Origin of the sequence: Natrinema thermotolerans (genome assembly GCF_031165565.1) — an archaeon.
Taxonomy (GTDB): domain Archaea; phylum Halobacteriota; class Halobacteria; order Halobacteriales; family Natrialbaceae; genus Natrinema; species Natrinema thermotolerans.
Genome location: NZ_CP101873.1, coordinates 3,011,491 through 3,025,469 on the forward strand (window position 1 = coordinate 3,011,491; position 13,979 = coordinate 3,025,469).

Annotated in this window: 20 protein-coding genes; 7 read left to right on the top strand and 13 right to left on the bottom strand. The window is 66.3% G+C overall.

All coding sequences use genetic code 11. The annotated features are described in order from the left end of the window. Positions 1–114: 114 nt before the first annotated feature. The 3 genes from NP511_RS15530 to NP511_RS15540 form a co-directional block, all read right to left on the bottom strand. A complete protein-coding gene (locus NP511_RS15530; RefSeq protein ID WP_006649534.1) occupies positions 115–288 on the bottom strand; it encodes a DUF7556 family protein in 174 nt (57 codons plus the stop codon). Positions 289–530: 242 nt separating this feature from the next. Beyond that, positions 531–932: a peptide-methionine (R)-S-oxide reductase MsrB gene (msrB, locus tag NP511_RS15535; RefSeq protein ID WP_006649533.1), complete on the bottom strand. Its 402-nt coding sequence runs from the start codon at positions 930–932 to the stop codon at positions 531–533. A gap of 66 nt (positions 933–998) precedes the next feature. Next, complete coding sequence (locus NP511_RS15540) at positions 999–1,160, bottom strand: hypothetical protein (protein ID WP_006179815.1); 162 nt, start codon at positions 1,158–1,160, stop codon at positions 999–1,001. A gap of 541 nt (positions 1,161–1,701) precedes the next feature. Here NP511_RS15540 and NP511_RS15545 point away from each other — a divergent pair. From NP511_RS15545 to NP511_RS15555, 3 genes are all read left to right on the top strand, one after another. Continuing rightward, a complete protein-coding gene (locus tag NP511_RS15545; RefSeq protein WP_049966206.1) occupies positions 1,702–3,303 on the top strand; it encodes a bacterio-opsin activator domain-containing protein in 1,602 nt (533 codons plus the stop codon). A gap of 217 nt (positions 3,304–3,520) precedes the next feature. Further along, positions 3,521–4,471 carry a phytoene/squalene synthase family protein gene (locus NP511_RS15550; RefSeq protein WP_049966207.1) on the top strand — a complete coding sequence of 317 codons (951 nt, stop codon included), beginning with the start codon at positions 3,521–3,523 and terminating at the stop codon, positions 4,469–4,471. Positions 4,472–4,533: 62 nt separating this feature from the next. Next, the gene (locus NP511_RS15555; RefSeq protein WP_006649529.1) at positions 4,534–4,686 is read left to right on the top strand and encodes a hypothetical protein; all 153 of its coding nucleotides are present in this window, start codon (positions 4,534–4,536) and stop codon (positions 4,684–4,686) included. Here the strand turns inward: NP511_RS15555 and NP511_RS15560 are convergent, their stop codons facing one another. The 4 genes from NP511_RS15560 to NP511_RS15575 form a co-directional block, all read right to left on the bottom strand. After that, the gene (locus tag NP511_RS15560; RefSeq protein ID WP_006649528.1) at positions 4,687–4,848 is read right to left on the bottom strand and encodes a hypothetical protein; all 162 of its coding nucleotides are present in this window, start codon (positions 4,846–4,848) and stop codon (positions 4,687–4,689) included. Positions 4,849–4,925: 77 nt separating this feature from the next. Next, on the bottom strand, positions 4,926–5,825 hold the full coding sequence (gene cruF / locus NP511_RS15565) for a bisanhydrobacterioruberin hydratase (RefSeq protein WP_049966208.1): 900 nt from the start codon (positions 5,823–5,825) through the stop codon (positions 4,926–4,928). Further along, entirely contained in the window at positions 5,818–6,690 is an 873-nt protein-coding gene (locus NP511_RS15570) for a prenyltransferase (protein WP_049966209.1), read from the bottom strand. The genes cruF and NP511_RS15570 overlap by 8 nt, the downstream gene beginning before the upstream one ends. Positions 6,691–6,802: 112 nt before the next feature. After that, positions 6,803–8,299: a phytoene desaturase family protein gene (locus NP511_RS15575; RefSeq protein WP_049966210.1), complete on the bottom strand. Its 1,497-nt coding sequence runs from the start codon at positions 8,297–8,299 to the stop codon at positions 6,803–6,805. Positions 8,300–8,453: 154 nt separating this feature from the next. On the opposite strand from NP511_RS15575, the gene NP511_RS15580 reads away from it, so the two are divergent. Continuing rightward, on the top strand, positions 8,454–9,152 hold the full coding sequence (locus NP511_RS15580) for an SDR family NAD(P)-dependent oxidoreductase (RefSeq protein ID WP_049966211.1): 699 nt from the start codon (positions 8,454–8,456) through the stop codon (positions 9,150–9,152). 63 nt (positions 9,153–9,215) lie between these two features. On the opposite strand, the gene NP511_RS15585 is transcribed toward NP511_RS15580, so the two are convergent. Then, positions 9,216–10,304 carry a sulfite exporter TauE/SafE family protein gene (locus NP511_RS15585; RefSeq protein ID WP_049966212.1) on the bottom strand — a complete coding sequence of 363 codons (1,089 nt, stop codon included), beginning with the start codon at positions 10,302–10,304 and terminating at the stop codon, positions 9,216–9,218. 178 nt (positions 10,305–10,482) lie between these two features. On the opposite strand from NP511_RS15585, the gene NP511_RS15590 reads away from it, so the two are divergent. Together NP511_RS15590 and NP511_RS15595 are read left to right on the top strand one after the other, a co-directional pair. Then, complete coding sequence (locus NP511_RS15590) at positions 10,483–10,674, top strand: hypothetical protein (protein WP_006649522.1); 192 nt, start codon at positions 10,483–10,485, stop codon at positions 10,672–10,674. Between the two features lie 114 nt (positions 10,675–10,788). Beyond that, complete coding sequence (locus NP511_RS15595) at positions 10,789–10,962, top strand: hypothetical protein (protein WP_162834897.1); 174 nt, start codon at positions 10,789–10,791, stop codon at positions 10,960–10,962. Between the two features lie 107 nt (positions 10,963–11,069). Here the strand turns inward: NP511_RS15595 and NP511_RS15600 are convergent, their stop codons facing one another. The 4 genes from NP511_RS15600 to NP511_RS15615 form a co-directional block, all read right to left on the bottom strand. Next, positions 11,070–11,321 carry a translation initiation factor eIF-1A gene (locus NP511_RS15600; protein ID WP_006649520.1) on the bottom strand — a complete coding sequence of 84 codons (252 nt, stop codon included), beginning with the start codon at positions 11,319–11,321 and terminating at the stop codon, positions 11,070–11,072. 173 nt (positions 11,322–11,494) lie between these two features. Next, positions 11,495–12,004, bottom strand: a complete 510-nt coding sequence (locus NP511_RS15605) for a YkgJ family cysteine cluster protein (protein ID WP_049966213.1) — start codon at positions 12,002–12,004, stop codon at positions 11,495–11,497. 156 nt (positions 12,005–12,160) lie between these two features. Beyond that, positions 12,161–12,355, bottom strand: coding sequence for a hypothetical protein (locus tag NP511_RS15610; RefSeq protein ID WP_136396898.1), 195 nt, complete (start codon positions 12,353–12,355; stop codon positions 12,161–12,163). 99 nt (positions 12,356–12,454) lie between these two features. Beyond that, on the bottom strand, positions 12,455–13,216 hold the full coding sequence (locus NP511_RS15615) for a fumarylacetoacetate hydrolase family protein (protein WP_049966215.1): 762 nt from the start codon (positions 13,214–13,216) through the stop codon (positions 12,455–12,457). Between the two features lie 152 nt (positions 13,217–13,368). Between NP511_RS15615 and NP511_RS15620 the strand changes: the two genes are divergently transcribed. Further along, entirely contained in the window at positions 13,369–13,608 is a 240-nt protein-coding gene (locus NP511_RS15620) for a hypothetical protein (protein ID WP_049966216.1), read from the top strand. A gap of 83 nt (positions 13,609–13,691) precedes the next feature. Here the strand turns inward: NP511_RS15620 and NP511_RS15625 are convergent, their stop codons facing one another. Beyond that, positions 13,692–13,913: a hypothetical protein gene (locus NP511_RS15625; protein ID WP_049966217.1), complete on the bottom strand. Its 222-nt coding sequence runs from the start codon at positions 13,911–13,913 to the stop codon at positions 13,692–13,694. Positions 13,914–13,979 lie beyond the last annotated feature (66 nt).

A 13,979-nucleotide genomic window follows, 5' to 3' on the forward strand; every position in this document is an offset into this window, starting at 1 on the left:
TCCCGCCGGATAACGTCCGTGTCGCCGTTACCGTCGACGATCCGTAGGCGCATCGCGAGGGCGAGAGCGGTCGCTGGCGAAGCCCGCGACGGCGTGAGAAAACTCCCGAGCGGCCTACCGGTGGTCTTCGACGGCGACGGCCGCCGACTCGGCCATCGCGATCCAGGCGTCGTCTCGAGCGATGTCGGCGACGACGAGATGCGGCCGACCGTCGATCTCGTCGACCGCGGCGACGACGTCGCTCGCCCTGTCCGCCTCTCGTCCGACCGGTGTCGCTTCGGGCGTCATGGTCGACCGTTCCGCCACCTGAAGTATGAATGTTCCGGAAGGAGATCGATTGGTGGTTGAATATTGGACATAATGGGCCAGTTTCGTTTAGATACCGGCCCTATTTGCCGCTCGGGTTGAATCTCGGAACTCGGCGGTCGCTACCGGTCGGCCGTGCAGTCGCTACCGCCGCAGCCCGTCCGAACGACGGCCGGTGGCCCGTCCATGTGCAGTCGCCGGCGAAGCCCCCTCGAGTCGGGCCATCACTCGTCGTCGAAATCCAGCGCGACGGAGTTGATGCAGTATCGCTTGCCGGTCGGTTCGGGGCCGTCGTCGAAGACGTGACCCAGGTGACCGCCGCAGTTCGCACACACCACTTCCGTCCGTCGCATCCCGTGGCTCGTATCGAGGCGGGTTTCGACCCGGTCGCTGTCGGTATCGTAGAAGCTGGGCCAGCCACAGCCGGACTCGAACTTCGTCTCGGAGTCGAACAGTTCGGCACCGCAGCCGGCACAGGCGTAGGTGCCGTCTTCCTTGTGGTCGACGTACTCGCCGCTGAACGCCGGCTCGGTTCCCGCTTCCCGGAGGATTCGGTACTCCTCGTCGCTCAGTCGGTCGCGCCACTCCTCGTCGCCCGACGGGGTTTCCGCTGGTTCGTTGCTCATACCCGCAGTAGGGGCGAGCCGTTGAAGAGTCTGTTCGTGGCCGGCCCGACGCTCGTCGGGTGAAACTCAGCGGGTGGTGATGACGTCCGTACTCTCACAGTCCGGACACTGGGTCATCCGGCCCAGTTTCGGGACCTCGATCCGCCGCCAGTCGTCGTCTCCGCCGGGTGCTTCGAAGCCACAGTTGCGACACCGTGACCGTCCGCGCGTCGCTTGATCCTGTGCCATGAGCTACTCTATGTCATGACCATACATAGGTATTTGTTCACATTCGGAGATCTCTCACCGGTTCCGACGGGTCGAGCGGCCGATCGCGACGATCGGCCGCGACCGCGTCTGACAGGGGAAAGCGTGGACGGCGCGACCGCCGGTCAGTCGGCGACCGAACGACGACCACGACCGGCGGTCGCGTGGACGAGTTCGGAGATCGGCTCGACGGATCGGCCGCCGTCCTCGAGCGCCCGTCGACGGGCGAGCCGCGGGCCGGCGGGCCGCCCGATTCAGCGCTCGAGTCGTCGGTTCGGCAGTCCGGGACGCCGGATCTCCGTGGGAGCCGTCCACGAACAGTAATAAAAGCGTTGTCGAAACTATCAAACAGCCAATTAAACGTCTCGATGAGAGCATGAGCAGTCGCTGACGTCGCTCACAGTGGTCTGCTCGTCGGACATCGGTGGGGCGAGGATCGCCGAGATGCTGGGGCCGAGCGGTTCGGTCCAGCACGCACGACCGTCCAATCGTGTTAAGAGGGCCAATCCCGTACGTCGGACCGATGGGCACTCGGCACGAACTCGCTGCGTCGGCGCTCGAGGACCTTCCGATCACCGTCGCACTCATCGATGAGAACGGAGAGATCCTGTTGACCAATCGTTCCTGGCGCGAGTTCGGTCCCGCGGACGGTCCCACGGATCACGTCGGTGTCGACTACCTCGCGAACGCCACGACGGCCGAGGACGAACACGCCCGGCGGGCGGTCGAGGGGATCGAGGCCGTCCTCGCGGGCGACCGGGACGCGTTTTCGATGGAGTACCCGTGTCACTCGCCCGATCAGCAGCGCTGGTTCCTGATGCGTGTCACCCGGTTTTCACACGACGGCCGGCGGCTGGCGTCGCTGGTTCACCTCGAGATCACCGACCGGAAACTGGCCGAGATCGCCGCCGAGGAGAACGAACGCCGAATCCGTGCGGAACGGGAAACCGTCGAACACGTCCTCGAGCGGGTCGACGGGCTCGTCACCGAGATCACCGATGCGGCGGTCGGTGCGGAGACCCGGGCGGCCCTCGAGCGCGACGTCTGTACGCGGTTGACCGACACCGATCCGTACGTCCTCGCCTGGACCGGCCGGGTCGACGTCACGAGACAGCGGCTCTCGCCCCGCGAGTGGGACAGTCGCGACGACGTCCCGCTCGAGGACGACGAACTCGTCCTCGAGAGCGACGAGTCCCATCCCGCCGTCCGGGCCTTCGTCGACCGCGAGCCACAGGTGATCGACGATATCGACGCGTTCGACGACGCCGACCGCTGGTGGCCCGTGGGAGCCGGCGAGCGGTTCCAGTCGGTCGCCGCGTTGCCGCTTGCCTACGGCGACGTGACCTACGGCGTCCTCGTGGTGTTTGCCGACGAAACGGATGCCTTCGACGAGCGGGAGTCGCTGGTCCTCGAGTCGCTCGCTGGGACGGTCGCGACCGCGATGAACGCCCTCGAGGCCAGGCGGATGCTCACGAGCGAGGCCGTCGTCTCGATCGAGGCCGCCGTCGAGGACCCGTCGCTGTTCGTCACGTCGCTGTCCGAGCGCGTCGATGCGACGATCAGCTACCGCGGGCTGACCTACGACGCCGACGAGACGCCGCAGTTGCTCCTGTATGCCGATCGCGAGATCGACCAGGAGGCGGTCCTCGCACCGGACGCGGACGTCCGCGACCTCTCGGTCCTTTCGAAAAACGACGGCGGGACCCTCCTCGAGGTCACCGCGGGGGACGGCCCAGTAACGGCGCTGAACGAACACGGCGCGGTAGTACAGGAGTTGTCGGTCAGCGACGGCGTCGCCGACCTCGCCGTCGAGTTTCCCGACAGCCGGTCCGCTCGCTCCGCGTACGACCTCCTCGAACGTCGGTACGATCGGGTCGAACTGATCAGCTACCACGAACAGGAGGAGCCGAGCCAACGGCCACACGACGTCTCGGCGCGGCTCGAGTCGTCGCTGACCGACCGGCAGTTGCTGGCGTTGCGAAAGGCGTACCACGCGAATTACTTCGAGTGGCCCCGCGACATCTCCGGCGAGGAACTGGCCGACTCGATGGATATCTCCCGGTCGACGTTCCACCAGCACCTCCGGACCGCCCAGCGGAAGGTCCTCGAGGAACTGTTCGACTGAGACGGATCGGTGTCCCGAGTTCCCGGTGCGACCGTCTCCGTCCTGCAGTCACACCGGAGCCGACTCATGGCAGTCCGATCCGTCGGTCGATGGGACTGTGTCGGGAGCGGGACCGTCGTCCGACAGCGATTCTGAACATAGTGAGGGTATGCTACTTTATACTCTCCTGTCGTACCGTATACATCCGTTCGCCGGCGGGTAGGGTCAGCAACAGAGAATGCAACAGGAACACATCGACGCAGGCAAGGCGATACAGAAGCGGACCGGGAAGACGTTCTATCTCGCGACGCGGTTTCTCCCCGAGCGAGTGCGACACGCCACGCACGTCCTCTACGCGTTCTTTCGGATCGCCGACGAGGTCGTCGACGACGCCGCGGGCGTCGACCCGGCCCAACAGCGCGCACAACTCGAGGAACTCCGGGAACAGGCACTGGGAGAACGCGAGCCCGACGATCCGGTCCTCGAGGCGTTCGTCGAGCTTCGGGAGCGATACGGCATCAGCGACCGCGAGGTCGACGTCTTCATCGACGCGATGGCGACGGACATCGACACCCACCGGTACGAGACCTACGCGGACCTGGAGTCGTACATGCGCGGGTCGGCGGCTGCGGTCGGCGTGATGATGACCGCTATCATGGAGCCCGAGGCCGAGGAGACGGCGATCCCCCACGCGGTGACACTCGGCGAGGCGTTCCAGATGACGAACTTCCTGCGGGACGTTCGGGAAGACGTCGTCGAGCGAGATCGGATCTACATCCCACAGGAGACGCTTCGTGAACACGGCGTCGATCCGGCGCAGGTCGAACGCCTCGAACACTCCGAGTCGTTCGCGGCGGCGATGGAGGCCGAACTCAAACGAACCGAGGATCTCTACCGAGAAGGGGTCGCCGGCATCCGGTATCTCCCCGAGGACTGCCAGCTGCCCGTGTTGCTGGCGGCGGTCCTCTATGCGGAACACCACTCGCTCATCCGCGCCCAGGAGTACGACGTCCTCTCCGCCGAGCCGTCGCTGTCGACGGCTCGGAAGCTGTGGTGTCTCGCGAAGACGCGCTGGCACTGGCACTGGAACCGGGATCCGGAAGCGGTGTTCCAGCGGGTGTCGGCGGTGCCGACCCGCGAGCCCAGCCGTCACGGGCCCGAACACGGCGACGGTATCCCGACGCGGTAGCTTTTGAAACCCCTCGATATGGTGGCTATTCCTTCGTTGTGACCGGTCCCGTAACCGACGGTATGTCCACGGACACAGGGTCCGATATCACCGGCAACGACAAACGCATGGCCCGGACGACGGCGATCGGTCTCGGCGTCTGGCTCGCGATAACCGTCGCCGCAGTCGTGTTACTACTCCTGCTGGGCGACGCCATCTCGAGCCTGTTCGTCTGATCACTCCGAGACGTCGTCGGTCGTCAGCGCCGCCGTCTCGGCGACGATGAACTTCGCCAGCTTGCGCTTTTCGTGTTCGTCGACCAGATGGTCCTCGAGTTGCCGGCCGGCCCTTGGCGGCTCGCGACAGACCGGACACTCGAGGGGTTCTTTGGTCGCCATACGGGGGCCACGAGGGCCACGAGCAAAAGCGAGTGGCCGGCATACTCGACTGCGTTCGACGCCGGCTGGACTCCCCGTTACGTTCCTCGGACCATCCCGAGGTCGTAGCGGTCGGTCCGGAGCAGGCCGAGACAGAACGCGCCGGCCACCCCGGCCGCCAGCCAGTTCGTATAGAGGAGGTTGATCGCACCCCACAGGAGGACGAAGCTCACCAGGTCGTCCAGCGCGAACTCGCAGGCCCGGACGCGGTCGACGAGCGCCCGCCGGTCGAAGGCGAGTTCGACGAGGACGACGGCGACGGTCCCAGAGAGGAGCCAGCCTCGGTAGTTCGAGAGCGGGACGCCGTAGTAGCCGCCGGGCGGCACGTACGACCAGAAGCCGATGGCGACGGCCGCCGGATCGAGGACCAGATCGACCGCTACCACGGCGGCGATTGCGCCGAGCAGTCGGGGGACGAGCCGAGCAACCCGGTCGCCAAGCGCCAGCAACGTCAGCAGGTACGCGTTCAACACCAGCGGGACGAAAAACAGCGGCAGGGCAAGCGGCACCTCGCCGCCGAGCATCGGCCCGAGGCTGATCCCGTACTCGAAGGTCCCGTAGGGCCAGCCCGTCCGAACGCCCAGCAGTTCGATCCCGTAGGTGTAGGCGATCAGGACGGTCAACGGCAGGGCCGCCCGTCTGTCGACCTGCGGTAACAGGGCGACGACCAGCGGCGAGCGCATCACCAGCGTCCCGAACAGGATCAGCAGCGGGTTGTACGACAGCGCCGCCGGGAGCAGCCCCTCGGCGCTGGCGACCAGCGTCACCGCACCGATCACGGGGAAGACGACCGCGATGGTAAACCGGTTCTCGCGGATCAGCGCCTCGAGGCGGCGCTGGACGGTCGCTCGGGTCGAATCGTCGAGGGTCGCGTCGCCGGAACGCGGACTCGAGGCATCGGACTCTGACCCCGGCGCGGTCGGCTCACCGCTATCCATACAGCAGCCTCCAGAGCCCGCCCATAGTCAACGCCGCGCCGACGACGGTGTTGATCGCCGGGAACCACCAGTACGCGCGGTCGACGGCGACGCTCGCGGTCGCGATGGCGGCCACGAGCGCGGGATAGACGAGGAGCAACGCGCCCAGTCGAACGTCGATCGCGCCGAAGGCGACGGCGCTGGCGAGCCAGCACGCGCCGCAGTAGGCGTAGGTCCGCGGTTCGCCGAGGATCGTCGCGGTCGTACGAATCCCCGTCTCGCGGTCCGGTTCGATGTCGGGGATCGCGGAGAAGGTGTGCATCCCCATGGCCCAGAGCCAGCCGCCGCCGATCGCGAGGAGGGGCGGTCCGGTGCCGGCGACAGCCGCGTACGCGGCGATCCCGGGCGTGACGTAGAGCCCGTTCGAGACCGAATCGAGCAGCGGCGTCGTCTTGAGTCGCGCCGGCGGGGCGCTGTAGGCCGCCCCGAGGAGGAGGAAGGCCGCGAGCCAGGGCACCGCGGCCGCCCCGACTAGCGGGACGAGCAGGATCGCCAGCGCCGCACAGAGCCCGACGGCCGCCGGGACGTACCCCTGTCCTCGATAGCGCGTCTCCCGATCCTCCTTTTTCGGGTTCGCGGCGTCGATCTCCCGGTCGTAGAGGTCGTTGATGCCGTAGAGGAAGACGTTGGCCGGCAGGAGAAAGTAGACGAACAGCGCGACCGTGGCCGGCGTGAACAGCTCGTCGGGGGCGTCGGCGGCGTAGGCGACGCCGACGACGACCGGCCCCGCGAGATAGAGCCAGAACCGCGGCCGCGAAAGCGACAGCAGGTACGACAGCTGCTCGCCGCGGTCGGTCTCGCCCGCTGCGGTCGGTTCCGAGGTCATCGATGCGGTCTCGAGGCTGTCCCGCGCCGACGTCCGCGGCGCGGTCGGTCGTCTCGCTCCGAGCGAACGCGTCGCCCGGTGCGTTCGGTCCGCCGGACCGCTCGAGCGGCCGTCACGGCGTGCGTGCGGTCCCGTGATCGTCGAGGACCGCGTCGGCGGTCAGTTCGCCGCTGATGAGACACATGGGCATGCCGATTCCGGGCGTGGTATCGCCGCCGACGAAGTAGAGTCCGTCGACTTCTTTCGAGCGGTGTGGCGGCCTGAAAAGCGCCGTCTGGCGGAGGGTGTGGGCCATCCCCAGTGCCGTCCCGTCGTGGCTGTTGTACCGGTTCGCGAAGTCGGAAACGGTGAACCGTTCCTCGAGGACGATCCGGTCTCGGAGGTCGGTGCCCGTGTTCGCGGCGATGTCCGCGAGGACCCGATCGCGGTACTCGTCGCGGATTTCGGGTGTGTCCTCGAGGCCGGGTGCGATCGGGACGAGGGCAAAGAGGGTGCTATGGCCCTCGGGCGCGACGGTGTCGTCCGTTTCGGAGGGGACACACAGGTAGTAGGCGGGGTCGTCGGGCCACTGTGGGTCCTCGAAGATCTTGTCGAAGTGGTCCTGCCAGTCGGTCGGCAGCACGAGCGTGTGATGTGCGAGTTCGTCGACCTCACCCTCGACGCCCAGATAGAGCAGGAAGGCGGAGGGCGCGTAGGTCCGGTCCTCCCAGTAGTCGGCGTCGTAGCCGCGCCGTTCGGGGGTGAGAAGCTCCTGTTCGGTGTGAGCGTAGTCGGCGTTGCTGACGACCAGATCCGCCGGGATCGGTCCCGAGGCGGTCTCGACCTCGAACCCGCCCGTACGTCCCTTGATCTCCGTCGCCGGGCGACCTGTCTCGTACTCGACGCCGAGTTCCCGGCCGAGGTCCGTGATCCCGTCGATGACCGCGCCGATCCCGCCCTCGGGGTACCAGACGCCGAGGTTGAAATCGACGTGGCTCATCAGGTTGTACAGCGCCGGCGTGTTCGTCGGCGAACCGCCCAGAAACACCAGCGTGTACTGCATGATCTGCTGGAGTTTCGGGTGGTCGAAGTAGCCCTCGACGTGGCCCTGCATCGAACCCAGCAGGGAGAGGCCGCGAGCCTGTCGGGCGACGTCGAGATCGAGGTAGTCCCGCAGCCGCGGCCGGTCCTCGTAGACGAAGTGTTCCATCCCGACCTCGTAGTTCTCTTTGGACTTCTCGAGGTATCGCTCCAGGGCCTCGCCCGCCCCCCGTTCGTACTCCTCGAAGACGTCTTTCGTCCGCTCCAAGTCCGGCGTGACGTCGACCCGGTCTCCGTCCTTGAAGAAGATCCGATAGTGTGGATCGAGGTGTTCGAGGTCGTAATAGTCACTCGGCGTCCGGCCGAACTCGGCGAAAAAGCGCTCGAAGACATCGGGCATCAGATACCACGAGGGCCCCATATCGAACCGGAACCCGTCTTTCTCGAGTCGGCTCGCCCGGCCGCCGAGCTGTTCGTTCTTTTCGATGACGCGTACGTCGGCACCCGCATCGGCGAGATAACAGGCCGTCGAGAGCCCACCGATCCCGCTCCCGATCACGACGACCGACTCACCGGCCAGCGATTGCATGGTCGACATGAGTAGCCGACCTGTGTTAAACGTGGTTCACACATAGGTAGGGAACCCGACCGGTTATCGGGGAGGGTGAGCGATGGACGGCTTCCGTCCGCCGGCAGCCGTGCGTTCCCCGGGGATTCCTGTGGCTGGCTCGCGTAGCGGACGTATGGACGGAACGACAGCCGTCGTGACCGGCGGTACGCGCGGCATCGGCCGTGCCGTCGCCGAAGCGTTCACGACCGAGGGGGCGACCGTCGTCGTCGGCGCTCGAGACGCCGACGACGTCGCGGCGACCATCGACGACCTCGAGCGGGCGGGCGGGACCGCCGACGGGCACCGGACCGACGTCCGGGACGAGTACGACGTGGAACGGCTGACCGAGACCGCCGCGCGAGCGGGCTCGGAGGGCGGAATCGATGTCGTCGTTCCCGCGGCAGGGGTCTATCACGGCGAACCGGGGCGGACGCCGATGGACGACGAGTCGTACTCGGCGTTCGACGACCACTGGCGGACGAACGGGCGCGGCGCGTACGCGACCATCCGCGAGTCGCTGCCCCACCTGAACGACGGCGCGCGGGCCCTCGTCCCGACGGGTGCGGTCGCTCGAGACGGGAGCGCGGGCTACGGCTCCTACGCGATCTCGAAGGCGACGGCGGAGGCGGTAGCTCGCGGGTTCGCCGCGGACACCGAGTACGTCGTCGGCTGTCTGGATCCCGGTACTGTCGCGACGGACCTCTCGGGCGGGACCGGCCGCGATCCGGACTCCGTCGCGCCGATGTTCGTCTGGGCGGCGACCGAGGCGGACCCGACGGCGCTCGACGGGGAGACCGTCGGGCTCCGAGAGTGGAAACAGGCGACCCGGTGACACGGGGCCTCGGTCGGCGGTTCGAGGTGGAACCGATCTCGAGGCGAGTAGCGAACGTCCCGCTCAGATCCCGCCGGAGGCCATCAGGAACAGCGCGACGGCGATGATCGCGAACAGGCCGCCGACGCCTTTCTTGATGGTACTCGTATCGAGCGCCGCCGAGACGTAGGGGGCGATCTGTCCGCCCAGCGTCGTCGCGGGAACCGTCCAGACGACCATATTCCACGGCGTCGAGGCGAGGTCCATCGTGTGTCCGCCGGGCACGAGCCCGCCGCCGAAGACGTGAACGAGCGAGGCCAACACGGCCGTCGTTGCGACGACGATGTGGTTGGTCCCGATCGCGACGCGAACGGGGACGTCGGTCCGGAGCATCGAGATAATGCCCAGTTCACCGATTCCGAACCCGGCGAGGCCCTGAAAGACGCCGCCGACGCTGTAGTTGGCGAACCGCTCGAGGTAGCCGCTCCGGGAGTAGCGGTAGTCGTTGCCGTCACGGTCGACCCGCGTCACGGTCCCCGCGTCGTTCGTTTCGACCCCCGCGGGACCGAGCTTGTTCGCGTCGTTTGGCAACTCGGCGGCGCCACCGTCGGCCGCCACCGCCTCGTCGCCGCCGCCACCGCCGGGCTCCTCGTGACTGAGGTTCGCCTTGAGCAGGAGGTACGCCGCGGCCAGGAGCGCGACCCCGAGCAGGGCGTGAAACAGCGGTTCCGGGATGACGAACGACAGCAGGGCTCCGGCGACGACGAACGGAACGCCACCGAGGATCAGCGCCGTCCCGAGCCGTCGATCGACCAGCCCGTACTGGATAAACGCCAGCGCGGAACTCGAGAGGCCAAAGGACTCGCTGATGAGGCCGATCTTCACCAGTGTGTTCGGCTCGAGCGGATACGCGACCAGCGGGAAGACGAAGATGAGGAAGGGAACGAACAGCGCGGAGCCGCTGATCCCGACGGTGTTGACGATGGTCGCGCCGATGAGAAACGCGACGAACAGCCACCAGTACTCGAGCCAGTAGCCAGTCCCGGCATCCGCCGGGGTCGGTGCGACAAAGTAGACGCCGACGACGAACAAAAGCGGCGCGAGAAACACGAACACGTGTTGGTACTTGAGGAGCGTCTTTTGGATGCTCGGCGACGTTGACGTATCGGTCATTGAGGCGTGAACGCTGCTATCGGAGGTCCGAAACAAGAGTATTTTCGTCTGTCCCGTCCATGTGACCCGTTCATATGGCGGCAAGTGCGGCTGAAGACAGTGGAGCGCGCTCGTGGGCTCCCGCGTGGCGGAAATATCCTCAATCTTTATCACACTAACTACGGTACGTACTAGCACGATGAGTTTTCCAGAAGGGCCACGGAAGCCGGGCGAGCAGTCCGCACTCGAGGACGACGCCGATCACGTCGATCACGCCCCGACGGACGGACTCATCTCGACCGTCCGCGAGTCCATCCGGCGGCACGTCCGGACGTGGGCGGATCGGTACGTCGAAATGCGCGTCGAGGCACGGACCGACGGTCGAACGTAACGGCGTTCGCCGTCCGGTAGATCAGTTTCGCCGCGACACGCGTCGACCGCGAGCGATCGGACCGCGACGAACAGTTATGCTCCCTCGTGCCATACTATACCACGGGGAACGACAATGCAAGCAATCGCGACGAAAGCGGTCACCTGTCCGCACTGCGGGGAGAGCGCGACGGTCTCCCTTCCACGTGAGGAGGTCGATGTGAAGATACGGCAGTCGGTCGCGGCGTTTGGCGACCACACGACGGTTACCTGTTCGGACGGCCACACCTACTGGGTGTACTTCTGTTAACACAGTCGGCCTCGTCGTCCGATTTTTCACGGCTCGAGGAGGAGCTGTTGCTAGGTAGGTCGTCGTCTCGAGAGAAAGCTAGTAGTTGTCGGACCCGGTCGCGTGGTTCAATCGATGTGGCCTTCGCGACGCAGTTGATCCGCGTCCTGGCCGGTGTAGCGCCACTCGATCGTGGCCTTCTCGTCCTGCCAGTCCCACGGCTCGGCGACGACGATGTCGTCTGGCTCGATCCAGGTGCGGTATTTCATGCGCCCGGGGATGCGGCCGAGCCGTTCCTTGCCGTCTTCACACCGCAGTTGGACGTGATTGCCACCGAGGTGTTCGGTTACGACGGCGAATACTTCGTCGCTGTTGGGCATACGGAGGTTCCGCCGCCCGGAGTCTTCTGTCACAGTTTAACTACGTGCGGCAGCCCTTTAAACGCTTGGAGAGTCGTGGTAGCTCTCCCCACGATACTGTTCATCTATTTATCTGTCACGGGAAAATAGCTGACGGCCGTTTGCCATTTACGGGAGGTTCGGTGGGGGCACCGCTACAGTTCCCGGTCCGAGTCGGGGTTCTCGAGGTCCCACAGCACTTCCGGGAGGAACGCATCGAGGTTGTCGATGACCGACCGCTCGCTGACGTTCAGTCCCTCGCAGTGGTCGTGGGCCGAGTCCCGAATGTCGACGTGGAGGTCACCGTCCTCGAGCCGGACGGCGAGTGGAAAGACCGAACACCGGGTGGGTTTCCAGTCCTCCTCGAGATGGAGCGTACAGAGGCCGTCCTCGCGCAGGAAGGCACAGGCGTGGCCGTCCTCGGCGACGTGGTCGTCGCGCTCTTTGGGCTCGCGGGTGACGAACTTCTCGCCGCGGAAGTCGGTCGTCGTCTCCGAGAGGTTCGCCCGCTGGGCCAACTCGAGGAGGTCCCGATCGTACAGCAACACGCCATGGTGACAGCACCACGTGCAGTCGTCGACGCACTCGAAGGTGAGTTCGGGGTCGAACTCGACGACGACCTCGCGGCCGGGGTAGACCTCGACGCGTCGGGTGTCGGCGCTCACGTGTCGTCGGTGGGCGGTCGCCGTGAAGTGCCTTTCTACCCGGCGGTTCGGTCTCTCGTCGAGCGGCGGTCGACCGGTCACGTCCCGTCACGCACGCCGTTCGGCGCTGCGGAGTGTCACTCTAGAACGCGACTTTTTCGGACCCGACGCCCGTAATCACATTCGAGTCGCTTCCTTCGCTTCTTCGGCGTGTTCGAGCGCGTACTCCAGTTGCCGGCGGTGAACCGCTTCCAGTTCGTCCGCATCCGCGTCGGTGAGTTTCGTCGTTACGACCACGCCGGGGAGACTCGTCTTCAGTTGTGGCCCACCTGTCTCGAGCAGTTCCTCTAGGTCGAATTCGTCCATCGACATCGGTCCAATTAGGGGCGCTTGAGGCATCCGTGTTTGCCCTTCGATGATAGGGGTTCGGGGAGACGGTCGTAGGACCGGCCGGTGCATTCGCGCGACGAACTATGCTCGAACGGACTCTCCCTCGAGCGGCAGGGTCTCGCGCTCGCTCGAGTTCACGACGGTATTCCGGAGCGTGCCGACGCCCTCGTAGGTAATCTCGACGGTGTCGCCGGGGTCGACGAGGCCGGGGTTGGCCGGACTGCCGAACGAGACCACGTCGCCGGGCCGGAAGGTGACCCGTTGGGAGAGATACGCGATGATCTCGTCGGGATCGAACAGCATCAGTTCGGTGTTGGCCTCCTGGCGGCGCTCGCCGGCCACGTCGGTGTACATGTCGATCCCGGTCGGGTCGACGGCGGTTTCGATCCACGGGCCCAGCGGGCCAGAGGCGTCGAAGGCCTTCCTGGGTGTGCGCCCACCCTGATCGAGCGCGTCCACATCGTTCATGATCGTGTAGCCCCGGACGACTTCGGGGACCTCGTCCTCGGAGAGGTTCCGGCAGGGTTCGTCGATGACGGCCGCGAGTTCGCCGGCGTAGGTCACCTCGTCGCTGAACGACGGATAGGGAACCGGATCCCGGTGGCCGACCAGCGACGCCGGCGGCTTGATGAAGAAGTCCGGTTCCTCGGGGCGTTCGTACTCCATCTGGTCGATGGTCGCCGCGAAGTTTCGGCCGATACAGTACAGCGCCGAGGGCTCGCAGGGCGGCAGGAAGTCGGCGTCCGTCCCCACCTCGTAGACCCCGTCGTCGGCGTGAACGACGCCGTCCTCGTACCGTCCCGATACCGGTCCGTCGTCGGTCGCGATCCGCGCGAGTTTCATTACCGGCGGTGTCGGTTCCTGCCGATTAGTCGTACCGGTTCCATTGCGGAGCGGGTCGGGTCGATCGACTCGTCGCGAGGCCCGGCGGGTCGGCGATCCCGGGCAGATGCAGGGCCAGTCTATACCGCGACGCCCCGCGGAGGGGAACGTGCATGTCCGCACACTTCACCGACGACGACGAGGGGAAACGGGTCGTCAATGCCAACGGCGATGAGATCGGCATGGTCAAATCGGTCAGCGGCGGGACCGCCCACGTCGATCCCGACCCGGGAATGACCGACTCGATCAAGTCGAAACTCGGCTGGGGCGACCGCGACGAGGACACCTACCCGCTCGACGACGACCACGTCGAGTCGATCTCCGACGACGAGGTCCGACTGCAGCGCCTCTAAGGAGTCTTCTTCCGGTCACGCCGAGACTATTTATACGGGGCGACAGCGGCCGCTCGAGCGACGCGGGTCGCGACTCCCCGAGGTCAGTCCTCGAGCAGCAGGTAAGTCCGACCGCCGCGGTGTTCGAGCGAGACGGCGTCGGTATCGACGTTCGTCCGGACGAACGCCTCGAGGCCCGCCGCGCGGCGGTCGGTGACGTCGATGCGCCGTCGCTGCCGGCCGGCCGGGTCCGCGGCCGCAGTGACGGCGGTGTCGGCCTCGCTGCGCTCGGTTCGGTCGTCGGTCCGCTCGAGTGTCAGTTGCATACCGTACAGTGAGACCGACTGTTCATCAAACCGATCCGTCCGGAGTGGAAGTGAAAGTGCGGGACG

Excerpts from the sequence above, each read along its gene's own strand:
- NP511_RS15530 (WP_006649534.1), bottom strand. The coding sequence starts at position 288 with ATGACGCCCGAAGCGACACCGGTCGGACGAGAGGCGGACAGGGCGAGC.
- msrB (WP_006649533.1), bottom strand. The coding sequence starts at position 932 with ATGAGCAACGAACCAGCGGAAACCCCGTCGGGCGACGAGGAGTGGCGC.
- NP511_RS15540 (WP_006179815.1), bottom strand. The coding sequence starts at position 1,160 with ATGGCACAGGATCAAGCGACGCGCGGACGGTCACGGTGTCGCAACTGT.
- NP511_RS15545 (WP_049966206.1), top strand. The coding sequence starts at position 1,702 with ATGGGCACTCGGCACGAACTCGCTGCGTCGGCGCTCGAGGACCTTCCG.
- NP511_RS15550 (WP_049966207.1), top strand. The coding sequence starts at position 3,521 with ATGCAACAGGAACACATCGACGCAGGCAAGGCGATACAGAAGCGGACC.
- NP511_RS15555 (WP_006649529.1), top strand. The coding sequence starts at position 4,534 with ATGTCCACGGACACAGGGTCCGATATCACCGGCAACGACAAACGCATG.
- NP511_RS15560 (WP_006649528.1), bottom strand. The coding sequence starts at position 4,848 with ATGGCGACCAAAGAACCCCTCGAGTGTCCGGTCTGTCGCGAGCCGCCA.
- cruF (WP_049966208.1), bottom strand. The coding sequence starts at position 5,825 with ATGGATAGCGGTGAGCCGACCGCGCCGGGGTCAGAGTCCGATGCCTCG.
- NP511_RS15570 (WP_049966209.1), bottom strand. The coding sequence starts at position 6,690 with ATGACCTCGGAACCGACCGCAGCGGGCGAGACCGACCGCGGCGAGCAG.
- NP511_RS15575 (WP_049966210.1), bottom strand. The coding sequence starts at position 8,299 with ATGCAATCGCTGGCCGGTGAGTCGGTCGTCGTGATCGGGAGCGGGATC.
- NP511_RS15580 (WP_049966211.1), top strand. The coding sequence starts at position 8,454 with ATGGACGGAACGACAGCCGTCGTGACCGGCGGTACGCGCGGCATCGGC.
- NP511_RS15585 (WP_049966212.1), bottom strand. The coding sequence starts at position 10,304 with ATGACCGATACGTCAACGTCGCCGAGCATCCAAAAGACGCTCCTCAAG.
- NP511_RS15590 (WP_006649522.1), top strand. The coding sequence starts at position 10,483 with ATGAGTTTTCCAGAAGGGCCACGGAAGCCGGGCGAGCAGTCCGCACTC.
- NP511_RS15595 (WP_162834897.1), top strand. The coding sequence starts at position 10,789 with ATGCAAGCAATCGCGACGAAAGCGGTCACCTGTCCGCACTGCGGGGAG.
- NP511_RS15600 (WP_006649520.1), bottom strand. The coding sequence starts at position 11,321 with ATGCCCAACAGCGACGAAGTATTCGCCGTCGTAACCGAACACCTCGGT.
- NP511_RS15610 (WP_136396898.1), bottom strand. The coding sequence starts at position 12,355 with ATGTCGATGGACGAATTCGACCTAGAGGAACTGCTCGAGACAGGTGGG.
- NP511_RS15615 (WP_049966215.1), bottom strand. The coding sequence starts at position 13,216 with ATGAAACTCGCGCGGATCGCGACCGACGACGGACCGGTATCGGGACGG.
- NP511_RS15620 (WP_049966216.1), top strand. The coding sequence starts at position 13,369 with ATGTCCGCACACTTCACCGACGACGACGAGGGGAAACGGGTCGTCAAT.
- NP511_RS15625 (WP_049966217.1), bottom strand. The coding sequence starts at position 13,913 with ATGCAACTGACACTCGAGCGGACCGACGACCGAACCGAGCGCAGCGAG.